This is a genomic window from Micromonospora sp. NPDC051543, from assembly GCF_044454415.1.
Taxonomy (GTDB): Bacteria; Actinomycetota; Actinomycetes; order Mycobacteriales; family Micromonosporaceae; genus Micromonospora.
Genome location: NZ_JBITDT010000014.1, coordinates 141,209 through 152,656, shown reverse-complemented (window position 1 = coordinate 152,656; position 11,448 = coordinate 141,209). Strand labels below are relative to the sequence as shown.

Sequence of the window (11,448 nt, the reverse complement as noted above, 5' to 3'; positions counted from 1 at the left end):
CCAACTCAACGGCCGCCCCCGCCAGACCCTGGGATGGGACACTCCCGCAGAAGCCCTTGATCGGCTACTGCTTGCACCGACACCCTGAACCCGCCACGTCTTTCCTGACGCAAACCTCTTGATCAACAGGGCTGAGGGGGTGGGGGGGTGGGGTTGGGGATTCGGTTGTCGGTGGGAGCGGGACGCGCCGTGTTGCCGGGAGGTTTCGTGGGGTGGTGAGCGGGGCAGTGTAGCCGCACGGAGTATCCGAGCGGGGCGTTTTCGCAGCTCCTGGGCTCGGAGACAGCTCACCGTGCGCCGGGGCACGGATGCCCTCCCCGGCTCGTTGTGCACGAGAGGGGGAAGGCGATGACGGACCCCGAAACGGCCCGACACCGACACCGACGCCGGCCGGTTGCCCGGGTCGGGGCGGCTGCCGCCGCGTTGGCCCTGGTCGCGCCGCTCGCCGCGTGCGGCGCATCCGACGACGGTGGCCCACCGACGCTCAACCTGTACTACCCGCCCGAGCAGAACCTGCAAAAGGTCGTCGACGACTGCAACACGCAGGCCCAGGGGCGGTACGAGATCGCCTACCGGGTGCTGCCCCGGCAGGCCGACGACCAGCGGGTGCAGATGGTGCGCCGGCTCGCCGCCGAAGACACCGGTATGGACATCCTCGGCCTGGACGTCACCTGGACCCAGGAGTTCGCCAGCGCCGACTGGATCCGCGAGTGGACCGGCCAGGACAAGGCCGAGGTCGAGCAGGGCACCCTCGCCGGGCCGCTGGCGACCGCCCGCTACGAGGACAAGCTCTACGCCGCGCCCAAGAACACCAACGTGCAGTTGCTCTGGTACCGCAAGGACCTGGTGCCGCAGCCGCCGACCACCTGGGACCAGATGATCACCGCTGCCCGGCAGCTCAAGGACCAGGGCAAGCCCTACCAGGTGCTCACCATGGGCGCGCAGTACGAGGGCCTGGTCGTCCTCTACAACACCCTGGCCGAGAGCGCCGGCGGCAAGGTCCTCTCCGACGACGGCAAGAAGGCCGTGATGGACGACGGCACGGTCCGGGCGCTGGAACAGTTGCAGCGGTTCGCCACGTCGGGCGTCACCTCACCGTCCTTCAGCAACGCCACCGAGGACCCGGTACGGCTGGAGTTCCAGTCCGGGTCGGGCGCGTTCCAGGTGAACTGGCCGTTCGTCTACCCGGCCCTTCAGGAAGCCAACCCGGAGCTGGCCAAGCAGGTCGGCTGGGCCCGCGTGCCGGGCATCGACGAGGGCACCCCCAGCAAGGTCACCATCGGCGGGGTGAACCTGGCCGTCAGCTCGTACTCGAAGCACCCGGAACTGTCGTTCGAGGCCGCGCGGTGCCTGCGCAGCGCGGAGCACCAGAAGTTCTCCGCGATCAACGACGGCGTGCCACCGACCATCGAGGCCGTCTTCGACGAGCCGGAGATGGCCGAGGCGTACCCGATGAAGGACACCATCCTGGAAGAGCTGAAGGACCCGGCGACCCGCCCCCTGACCCCGGCCTACCAGAGCATCTCCACCGTCATGTCGGCGATCCTGTCGCCGCCGTCCGGGATCCGCCCGCAGCAGACCGCCGACGAGCTGCGCGACGCCATCGCCGACGCCCTGGAATCGAAGGGGGTGCTGCCATGACCCGGCCCGCCACCACTGAGTCGACCGAGGCGACCGAGGTGACCGACGGCCAGCGCGCCGCCGTACCCACCCAGCGTGGAGGTCGCCGCAAGGCGCCGCTGAGCGAGAACAAGAAGGCCGAACGCCGGCTCGGTTGGCTGCTCTGCGCGCCCGCCGCGCTGGTCATGGTCCTGGTGACCGCGTACCCGATCATCTACTCGTTCTGGCTGTCGTTGCAGCGCTACGACCTGCGCTTTCCTGACCAGCGCGAGTTCGTCGGGTTGGAGAACTACGTCACCGTGCTCACCAACGAGTTCTGGTGGACGGCGTTCGGGGTGACCGCGCTGATCACGGTGGTCACCGTGGCCGTCGAGCTGGTGCTCGGCATGGGGCTGGCGCTGATCATGCACCGTACGCTCGTCGGGCGGGGCATCGTCCGTACCGCGGCGCTCATCCCGTACGGCATCGTCACGGTCGTCGCCGCCTTCTCCTGGCGGTACGCCTGGACCCCCGGCACCGGCTACCTGGCTGACCTGTTCAGCGACGGCGCTCCGCTCACCGAGCGGGCCAGCTCGCTGGCGATCATCATGCTCGCGGAGATCTGGAAGACCACGCCGTTCATGGCGCTGCTGCTGATGGCCGGGCTGGCCCTGGTGCCCGACGACCTGCTCAAGGCCGCCTCCACCGACGGCGCGACGGCCTGGCAGAAGTTCACCAAGGTGATGCTGCCGGTGATGAAGCCGGCGATCCTGGTCGCGCTGCTGTTCCGCACCCTCGACGCGTTCCGCGTGTTCGACAACATCTTCGTGCTGACCGCCGGAGGCAACGAGACCTCGTCGGTGTCGATGCTCGCCTACAACAACCTGCTTCGGGGTCTCAACCTCGGCATCGGCTCGACGATGTCGGTGCTGGTCTTCCTCACCGTGGCGATCATCGCCTTCGTCTTCGTGAAGCTGTTCGGTACCGCTGCCCCCGGTAGCGACGATGGGGAGAGGCGCTGACATGGCTGCGGAAACCACCACGCGCGCGAAGCTGCGGTGGGGCCTGCTGGACGTCCTCGTGGTCGTCTTCGCGCTGGTCCCGGTGCTGTGGATCGCCTCGCTGTCGTTCAAGACGCCGGCCACCCTCACCGACGGGAAGTTCATCCCCCGCGAGTGGACGCTGGACAACTACCGGACGATCTTCGACACCGACCAGTTCGTCCGAGCACTCGTCAACTCCATCGGCATCGCACTCATCGCCACGCTGATCGCGGTGGTCCTCGGTGCCATGGCCGCGTACGCCATCAGCCGGCTGGACTTCCCGGGCAAGCGGCTGCTGGTCGGCATCTCCCTGCTGATCGCGATGTTCCCGCAGGTGTCACTGGTGTCGCCGCTGTTCGAGATCGAACGGCAGCTCGGGATCTTCGACACCTGGCCCGGCCTGATCCTGCCGTACATCACCTTCGCGCTGCCGTTGGCGATCTACACGCTGTCGGCGTTCTTCAAGCAGATCCCGTGGGACCTGGAGAAGGCGGCGAAGATGGACGGCGCCACGCAGGCACAGGCGTTCCGGCGGGTGATCGCCCCACTGGCCGCGCCCGGCCTGTTCACCACGGCGATCCTGGTCTTCATCTTCTGCTGGAACGACTTCCTGTTCGCCATCTCGCTGACCTCCACCGAGCGGTCCCGCACGGTGCCGGCGGCGCTGTCGTTCTTCACCGGCGCGTCACAGTTCGAGGACCCCACCGGGGCGATCTGTGCCGCCGCCGTGGTGATCACCGTACCGATCATCCTGTTCGTCCTCTTCTTCCAGCGCCGCATCGTCTCCGGCCTGACCTCCGGCGCAGTCAAGGGATAGGTGGGTAGTCATGGCTGACATCGTGCTCGACAAGGTGAGCAAGAGTTTCCCGGACGGGACCGTCGCCGTGCAGGACGTCGACCTGGAGATCGCCGACGGCGAGTTCGTGATCCTGGTCGGCCCCTCCGGCTGCGGAAAGTCCACCACCCTCAACATGATCGCCGGGCTGGAGGACATCAGCTCCGGCGAACTCCGCATCGGCGGCCAGCGCGTCAACGACAAGGCGCCCCGGGACCGGGACATCGCCATGGTGTTCCAGTCGTACGCGCTGTATCCGAACATGACCGTGCGGGAGAACATGGCGTTCCCGCTGCGGCTGGCGAAGCTGGACAAGGAGACGATCAACTCCAAGGTCGACGAGGCCGCCAAGGTGCTGGAGCTGACCGCGCTGCTGGACCGCAAACCCGCGAACCTCTCGGGTGGTCAGCGGCAGCGGGTGGCGATGGGCCGGGCGATAGTCCGCCAGCCCAAGGCGTTCCTCATGGACGAGCCGCTGTCCAACCTCGACGCGAAGCTGCGGGTGCAGATGCGCACGGTCGTGTCCCGGTTGCAGAAGCAGCTCGGCACCACCACCGTCTACGTCACCCACGACCAGACCGAGGCGATGACCCTCGGCGACCGGGTGGTGATCATGCGGGGTGGCGCGGTGCAGCAGGTCGGCCCGCCGCAGGAGCTGTACGACCACCCCCGCAACCTCTTCGTGGCCGGCTTCATCGGCTCACCGTCAATGAACTTCCTGCACGCGGCGGTGCAGGACGGCAGCCTGCGGACGGCCCTGGGCGACGTGCCGCTTGGCGACCGGTTGCGCCGGGAGCTGGAGGCGGCCGACGCGCCCCGCGAACTGATCCTCGGCATCCGGCCGGAGCACTTCGAGGACGCCGAGCTGGTCGACGACGAGACCCGCCGCCGGGGTCTGGAGTTCGAGGCCCCGGTGGAGATCGTCGAGTCGATGGGCTCGGACAAGTACGTGTACTTCACCGTGGAGGGTGAGCGGGCCAGCGCCGCCGAGTTGGAGGAGTTGGCCGCGGACGCGGGCGCGGGTGACTTCGCCGGCGCGGGCGGCAACCTGGTGACCCGGCTGTCCGCCGAGTCCGGCGCCACCGAGGGTCAACCCCGCCGAGCCTGGTTCAACCTGGACAAGATCCACCTCTTCGACCCGAACAACGGCCGCAACCTAACCCTCGACAAGACCCACTAACCCCCCCGCCCCTCGTCCCCGCACCCCTGCCCTCGTCGATCTTGCACTTTGTGTTGTCGACATGGAGGGGAAGGTCCTTTATGTCGCAGCAGAAAGTGCAAGATCGATGAGGACGGGGGCGAGGACGGGGTGGGGTGCGGGGTGGGGGTGGGCGTGGCAGGGTGGGTTGGTGATGGATCGGGGACTTGTCGCGTTGGCCGCCGCGCATGGCGTGTCCACCTGGTACGAGGACTGGCGGCACCGCCGTGTCGAGGTCGCGCCGGAGACCGTCGTCGGCGTGCTCGGGCTGCTCGGCGTGGACGCCACCAGCCCCGCCGCGATCGCCGACGCGCTCGCCGCCGCCCGTGCGGTGGACCGGACCGCGCTGCCGCCGACCCTGGTGCTCTCCGAGGGCGCGACGCACGCGCTGCCCGGCCCGGGCGTGGTGTCCCTGGAGGACGGTGGCCGCCGTACGGTCGACGCGGAGCTGCCCGCCGACCTGCCGCTGGGCTGGCACCGGCTGGCCTGCGACGGGCGGGACGTGACCCTCGTCGTGGTGCCCCGGCGGCTGCCCGTGCCGCCCCGCACCTGGGGCTGGATGCTCCAGCTCTACGCGCTCAGCTCCGAGCGGTCCTGGGGCATGGGCGACCTCGGCGACCTGGCCGACTTCACCGGATGGGCGGGCGGAACGGGCGCCGGGCTGGTGCTGCTCAACCCGCTGCACGCGGTCGGACCGGCGCACCCGGTGGCCGCCTCGCCGTACTCGCCGGCCAGCCGACGCTTCGTGAATCCGCTCTACCTGCGCGTCAGCGACACCCCGGCGTACGCGGCGTCGGACCCGTCCACCCGGGCGGTGGTCGGCGCGCTACGCCCCGACCGCAGGGACCTGATCGACTACGACGAGGTGTGGACCGCCAAGCGGCACGCGTTGGAGCTGCTGCACCCGTACGCCCCGGCGGTGGACCTCGACGCGGACCCGGCGCTGACCAGCTTCGCCACCTGGTGCGCGCTGGCCGAGCGGCACGGCAACGACTGGCGGGCGTGGCCGGCGGAGCTGCACCACCCGGACTCCCCGGCGGTCGCCGAGCAGCGTCGCCAACTCGCCGACCGGGTGGCGTTCCACGCCTGGTTGCAACACCTGTGTGACGAGCAGCTCGACGCCGTGACGGCGGCGGCCCGGTCGACCGGCATGCCGGTCGGCGTGGTGCACGACCTGGCCGTCGGCATCGACCCGGGCGGCGCGGACGGGTGGCAGCTCGCCGACGTCCTGGCCCAGGGGGTACGGGTCGGCGCGCCCCCGGACGACTTCAACCAGCTCGGCCAGGACTGGGGCCTCGCCGCGTGGCGACCGGACCGGCTCGCCGAGACCGGGTACGCGGCGTACCGGGACATGTTGCGGCGGACCCTGCGGCACGCGGGCGGTCTGCGGGTCGACCACGTCGCCGGGCTCTGGCGACTGTGGTGGGTGCCGCCGGGCGCCGGGGCCGCCGAGGGCACCTACGTGCGGTACGACGCCGAGGCGATGCTCGGCATCCTGGCGCTGGAGGCGCACCGGGCCGGCGCGGTGGTCGTCGGCGAGGACCTGGGCACGGTCCAGCCGGCGGTGACGCGGGGGCTGCGCGGGCGCAACATGCTCGGCTCGACGGTGCTGTGGTTCGCCCGGGACGACGACGGCGAGTTCACCCCACCGGCCCGCTGGCCCACGAACGCCCTCGCCACGATCAGCACCCACGACCTGCCGACCGCCCCCGGATTCCTGACCGGCGAGCACGTGCGGGTGCGCGACGAGTTGAAGCTGCTCGGCACCGACGTGGCCGTCGAACGTGCCCGGGCCGCCGCCGACCGCGAGCGGCTGCTGGCGATGCTGCGCGCCGAGTCGTTGCTGCCCGAGCCGCCCGACGCCGACGCGGAGGCCGGCGGTGAGCCGGACGACGGCGACGTGGTGGTGGCGATGCACGCCGCGCTCGCGGCCAGCCCGTCGCGACTGCTCGGTGTGTCCCTCTACGACGTGCTGGGGGAGGTGCGCCAACCCAACATGCCGGGCACGGTCGACGAATACCCGAACTGGCGGCTGCCGTTGCCGGCCAGCGTGGCGCAGATCCGCACCGACCCCGGCGTGACCCGGATCGTCGACCTGCTCACCACAGCCCGCCCCCGGCCGGCCACCCCTGACCCGACGGGCAAGTAGTCAGGCCGGCCAGTCGAACTTTGGTGGCAGCCCGAGGAAGTCGGCGTACCGGGTCAGCGCCTGCTCGACGCCGGCCCTCTCGCCCGTGGTCAGCGGCGTCAGCGGCCGTACCGTCAGGGTGACGGCCTGCCGGCCGACCTTGCGCTTCCACACGCCCACCACACGACCGGCGCGGACCACGGTCGCCTGGAAGATGCCGTTGTTGCCCGGCACCACGGCCGCCCGGTGCGCGGGGTCGAGCATCAGCGTGCGATCCCGGTAGCCGAGCAGGTACTCGTCGAACCCCGGCAACGCCAGCACCTCGGCCGCCGGCGCGCGCGGGGTGTCGGCCAGCGCGGCGTCCACGTACATCGGCTCGCCGTCGACGCGTACCGTGCTCAGCAGGTCGGCGGCGGCGGTCAGGCCGCGCCGCGCGTCGGTCAGGGTGAGGCCGCTCCACCCGGCGAACTCGCGGTCGGTGACCGGCCCGTGGCCCCGGACGTAGCGGTGGGCGAGCAGCGCCAACGCCTCGTCCCGCTCCGGGCGGCGTTGCTCCGGCGCCCACTCGTCGAGCAGGGCGAACGTCTGCTCGGTGCCGATGGTGGGCGCCACGCAGGTCACGCCGCGCACGCTCGCGTACCAGAGCAGGTGGTAGCCGCGCTGGCCGTCGGTGCCGAGCCCCGCCTCGCGCAGGGTGGCGAGACACTGCGCGCGGGTGAGCCGGCCGCCACCGGCCAACGCCGCGCCCAGCACGTCGCCCGCCCGGTCGGCGTCGGCCTCGCTGAGGCCGAGCTGCGCCCGGCGGCCCGCCACGCCGGCCAGCGAGCGTACGCCGGTCAGCTCCAGCATCCACCGCACGTCGGCGGGGGGCACGAGGTGCACGGTGCCCCGCATCGGCCAGGTGCGCAGCGCTTCGCGGCGTTCCAGCGCGGCCTGCACGTCGGTCATCGTCGACCCCGGCAGCCGGGCGCCGAGCGACCACAGCCCGCTCGCCAGGTCCTGAGCCTGCATCGCCCCGAACCACTCGACCACCTCGGCGACGGTGCCCGGCCCGACGGGCGGGCGCAGCAGCAGGCTGGTCATCCGCAGTGCCAACGCTTCGGCCGTGCTCAGGTCGGCAGTCATCGCACCCCTTCCGGTCGCCACGCCGCAGCCTAGGCCCGAGGACCGACACGCGCGGTTAACCGCCGCTCCGGTGGGAATGCCGCCGGCCGGAAGTACGCGCGCCGCGCGTACGGAAGGGAGTCCCATGACTGCCGCAAGCCAACCGGCCCGCGGTGCCGGCGTACCGGCCGATTCTCGGGCCCATCGGGCGTCCACCGGCGCCAAGACCAGCGCGGCCGCCACCTTTGCTCTGGTCTTCGGTGTGGCCGGCCTGTTCAGCGTGTTGACGGCCATCCTCGCCTGGGTCGGGCTGGTGCTGGGCATCATCGGCATCGTCCTCGGCATCGTCGGGCTGAAGATGGCCCGCCGGCCGGGCGTGACCGGCCGGGGCGTCTCCATCGGCGGCCTGGTGCTGAGCATCCTGGCGGTCCTGATCGGCCTGGGCCTCGCCGCGGGCATCACCACGTTCGTCAACAACAAGGGCGCGGTGGACCGACTTCAGAACCAGGTCGACGACCTGCGGGACAAGCTCGACTGACCTCGGTCCGGGGATCGGGGCCAGCGGAGTGCCGCTGGCCCCACACCGGTCTACCTGGACTCGACCCGGCCGACGGCGTCCGCTCCCGACGTCAGCGTCGCGCGGGCGTCGCGCCACGCGGGGTCTGCGGGGTACAGCGTGCTGCGCAGGTACGCCCCGGTGAGCGCCGCGACCGCCGCGACCCGTCGAGGATCCTCGTCGGTGGTCTCGGCGGCGTCGTAGCCGGAGATCCCGCCGAGGCCGTGCTCCGCGTCGAACAGGGTCAGGAGCGACTTGGGACCGGGGGACAGGACGTACGGATCGGCGTGCCACCGCGCGCCCCGTACCGTCAGGTGTTCGGAGGTGTCCCGGTCGCCGGCCACGACGAGCGCGGGTGTCGTCATCGCGGAGAAGTCCGTGGTCTCGAAGAAGCCGTAGCCCTTCGCGACCTCGGTGAGCGCGTCTCCGCCCCGGCCGGGCGCGGCGAGGAGCACCCCCGCGCCGATCCGTGGCTCGGTCAGGTCGACGGGTGTCCCGTCGTGGGGGTCGGTGAGCCGGGCGCCCAGCAGCAGGCTGGCGGTGTGGCCGCCCATCGAGTGCCCGGCCACGGCGACCCGGCTCCGGTCCAGACGCCCGCGAAGCTGTGCCACGGCGGCCTCGACCGCGTCGAGTTGGTCGAGGATTCGGGTCATGTCCTGGGCACGGGAGCGCCAGTAGAGCGGCGCCTCGGGGTCGCCGGGATCGAGGCTCAGGGTCCTCGAGTCCAGGTGGGTCGGCTGGATCACGACGAAGCCCTGTGCCGCCCAGTGGTTGACGAGGGGCCCGTAGCCGTTGAGCGACGAGAGGTTGTTGGAGAGTCCGTGGCCGTGCGAGAGCAGGATGATCGGCAGTTCGGCGCCGGTCATCGGTGCGGAGACGCGGAGCCGCAGGTCCACGGCCCGGTCGGGTGCCGGCAGCACGATCGGGCTGACGGAGAGGACGGCGGCGTCGAGGGTGTTCTCGGCGAGAGTCGGTGCGGTCATGGTTGCCTTCCCGGGGTGCGGACGCGGCACGGCTGGCGTCGTGCAGGGGTGGCCCTGCCTCCGCTAGAGTCGAAGCGGATCGCCGTTCCACTAGTATACGGAACGCTGATCCGTTTACTAGTCGCGTGTCTGGAGGAGAACCGTGTCGGCGACGAGCCAGACCCCGGAAGTGCCCGCCCGTGGCCGACGAGCCGACGCCGTACGCAACCAGCAGACGCTCCTCGCGGCCGCCGCCGCGGTCTTCGTCACCTCCGGCGTCGAAGCGCCGATCCGGGAGATCGCGGCCCGCGCGGGGGTCGGCATCGGGACGATCTACCGGCACTTCCCGACCCGGGCGGACCTCGTCGTCGCCGTCTACCGCCACCAGGTCGAGGCCTGCGCCGAAGCGGGCCCGACCCTGCTGGCGAACGCCGCCTCCCCCCTGGCGGCCCTCCACCAGTGGGTCGACCTCTTCACCGACTTCCTGGTCACGAAGCACGGCCTGGCGAGCGCGCTGCAATCGGACGCCGGCGGCTTCGACACGCTGCACGCCTGGTTCCTCGACCGCCTCGTGCCGGTCTGCGGGCAACTGCTCGACGCCGCCGTCGACGCTGGCGAGATCACCCCCGGCACACGCCCGTACGAACTGATGCGCGGCATCGGCAACCTCTGCGTCAGTCGCGACAACGACCCGGACTACGACCCCCGACGCCTCGTCGACCTGCTGCTGCGCGGGCTCCAGCAACCCCGGTGACCGGAGATCACAGTAGGGTGGGCGGCGTGCTCCGCCAGGTCACCGCGATCCGCTACGTCACCCCACTGCGCGAGGGTGGCTCACTGCCGGGCGTCGTCGAGGCCGACGACCTCGGCACGTACGTCGCGAAGTTCACCGGCGCCGGGCAGGGGCCCAAGGCGCTCGTCGCCGAGGTGATCTGCGGCGAGCTGGCCCGCCGGCTGGACCTGCGGGTGCCACCGCTGGTGGTCCTCGACATCGACCCGGTGATCGGGCGGGCCGAGCCCGACCAGGAGGTGCAGGAGCTGCTGCGCAACAGCGGCGGCGCCAACCTGGGGATGGACTTCCTGCCGGGCGCGCTCGGCTTCGACCCGGTGGCGCACCCCGTCGATCCGCTGCTGGCCTCCCGGGTGCTGTGGTTCGACGCGTACGTGGAGAACGTCGACCGGAGCTGGCGCAACCCCAACCTGCTCATCTGGCACCGGGAGCTGTGGCTGATCGACCACGGCGCCGCGCTGTACTTCCACCACAACTGGCCCCGCGCCGACGCCGCCGTGCACCGCGCCTACCGGGCCGGGGACCACGTGCTCGCGCCGTACGCCGACCGGGTCGCCGAGGCCAACGACGAGCTGGCCGCCCGGGTCACCCCCGACCTCCTGCGGGAGGTGTTGGCGCTGGTGCCGGCCCAGTGGCTGACCGCGGCCGACTTCGACTCGGCCGACGAGGCGCGGGAGGCGTACGTGTCGCACCTGTCGCGGCGGGTCGCCGACCCGGCGGACTGGCTACCGACCGGGAGCGCGGCGTGAGGCATCCCTTCGAGTACGCCGTCATCCGGCTGGTGCCCCGCGTCGAGCGCGGGGAACAGATCAACGTGGGGGTGCTGCTCTACTGCCAGCAGCGTGACTTCCTGGCCGCGCGGACCCACCTGGACGCCGACCGGGCGCGCGCCCTGGCGCCCGACGTCGATCTGCCGGCCGTCGCCGCGGTGCTGGAGTCGGTGGACCGGACCTGCTCCGGCGACGGGCCGGCCACCCGCATGCGGCTCGGTGAGCGTTTCCACTGGCTGGTCGCGCCGCGCAGCACGATGATCCAGGCCGGTCCGGTACACACCGGCCTCACCGCCGACCCGGCAGCCGAGCTGGACCGGCTGATGACGATGCTGGTCCGCTGAGCGGGCGGCGGCCTTCGACGACGGCGGACCCCTGATCGCGCTGCGCCAGCGCCGTTGCCGGCGGAGCGCGATCCCCCGTTCAGGCGCCGGTGCCAGGGGGGCGGCAGGATCGCACGCCG

General features: G+C 71.6%; 11 protein-coding genes. 9 read left to right on the top strand and 2 right to left on the bottom strand.

Annotation, left to right across the window (positions count from 1 at the left end; translation table 11 throughout):
• The first annotated feature begins 348 nt into the window (after positions 1–348).
• The 5 genes from ACIA3K_RS24710 to malQ all read left to right on the top strand — a co-directional run bounded on the left by ACIA3K_RS24710 (position 349) and on the right by malQ (position 6,824).
• On the top strand, positions 349–1,641 hold the full coding sequence (locus ACIA3K_RS24710) for an ABC transporter substrate-binding protein (protein WP_396804081.1): 1,293 nt from the start codon (positions 349–351) through the stop codon (positions 1,639–1,641).
• Positions 1,638–2,621 (top strand): carbohydrate ABC transporter permease, encoded by a 984-nt coding sequence (locus tag ACIA3K_RS24705; RefSeq protein ID WP_396804080.1) that lies wholly within the window; start codon positions 1,638–1,640, stop codon positions 2,619–2,621. Before ACIA3K_RS24710 ends, ACIA3K_RS24705 begins: the two co-directional genes overlap by 4 nt.
• A 1-nt stretch (position 2,622) precedes the next feature.
• Complete coding sequence (locus tag ACIA3K_RS24700) at positions 2,623–3,459, top strand: carbohydrate ABC transporter permease (RefSeq protein WP_396804079.1); 837 nt, start codon at positions 2,623–2,625, stop codon at positions 3,457–3,459.
• Positions 3,460–3,469: 10 nt separating this feature from the next.
• Positions 3,470–4,657, top strand: coding sequence for an ABC transporter ATP-binding protein (locus ACIA3K_RS24695; RefSeq protein WP_396804078.1), 1,188 nt, complete (start codon positions 3,470–3,472; stop codon positions 4,655–4,657).
• Between the two features lie 172 nt (positions 4,658–4,829).
• Positions 4,830–6,824, top strand: coding sequence for a 4-alpha-glucanotransferase (gene malQ / locus ACIA3K_RS24690; RefSeq protein WP_396804077.1), 1,995 nt, complete (start codon positions 4,830–4,832; stop codon positions 6,822–6,824).
• On the opposite strand, the gene ACIA3K_RS24685 is transcribed toward malQ, so the two are convergent.
• On the bottom strand, positions 6,825–7,928 hold the full coding sequence (locus ACIA3K_RS24685) for a winged helix DNA-binding domain-containing protein (protein WP_396804076.1): 1,104 nt from the start codon (positions 7,926–7,928) through the stop codon (positions 6,825–6,827).
• Positions 7,929–8,052: 124 nt separating this feature from the next.
• Between ACIA3K_RS24685 and ACIA3K_RS24680 the strand changes: the two genes are divergently transcribed.
• A complete protein-coding gene (locus ACIA3K_RS24680) occupies positions 8,053–8,445 on the top strand; it encodes a DUF4190 domain-containing protein (RefSeq protein WP_355047644.1) in 393 nt (130 codons plus the stop codon).
• Positions 8,446–8,495: 50 nt separating this feature from the next.
• On the opposite strand, the gene ACIA3K_RS24675 is transcribed toward ACIA3K_RS24680, so the two are convergent.
• Positions 8,496–9,446, bottom strand: a complete 951-nt coding sequence (locus ACIA3K_RS24675; protein ID WP_396804075.1) for an alpha/beta hydrolase family protein — start codon at positions 9,444–9,446, stop codon at positions 8,496–8,498.
• Positions 9,447–9,588: 142 nt separating this feature from the next.
• On the opposite strand from ACIA3K_RS24675, the gene ACIA3K_RS24670 reads away from it, so the two are divergent.
• From ACIA3K_RS24670 to ACIA3K_RS24660, 3 genes are read left to right on the top strand one after another with little or no spacing between them, the layout of a single operon-like run.
• A complete protein-coding gene (locus ACIA3K_RS24670) occupies positions 9,589–10,179 on the top strand; it encodes a TetR/AcrR family transcriptional regulator (protein ID WP_396804074.1) in 591 nt (196 codons plus the stop codon).
• Between the two features lie 26 nt (positions 10,180–10,205).
• Positions 10,206–10,964 (top strand): HipA family kinase, encoded by a 759-nt coding sequence (locus ACIA3K_RS24665; protein WP_396804073.1) that lies wholly within the window; start codon positions 10,206–10,208, stop codon positions 10,962–10,964.
• Positions 10,961–11,329: a DUF3037 domain-containing protein gene (locus tag ACIA3K_RS24660; RefSeq protein WP_396804072.1), complete on the top strand. Its 369-nt coding sequence runs from the start codon at positions 10,961–10,963 to the stop codon at positions 11,327–11,329. Before ACIA3K_RS24665 ends, ACIA3K_RS24660 begins: the two co-directional genes overlap by 4 nt.
• Positions 11,330–11,448 lie beyond the last annotated feature (119 nt).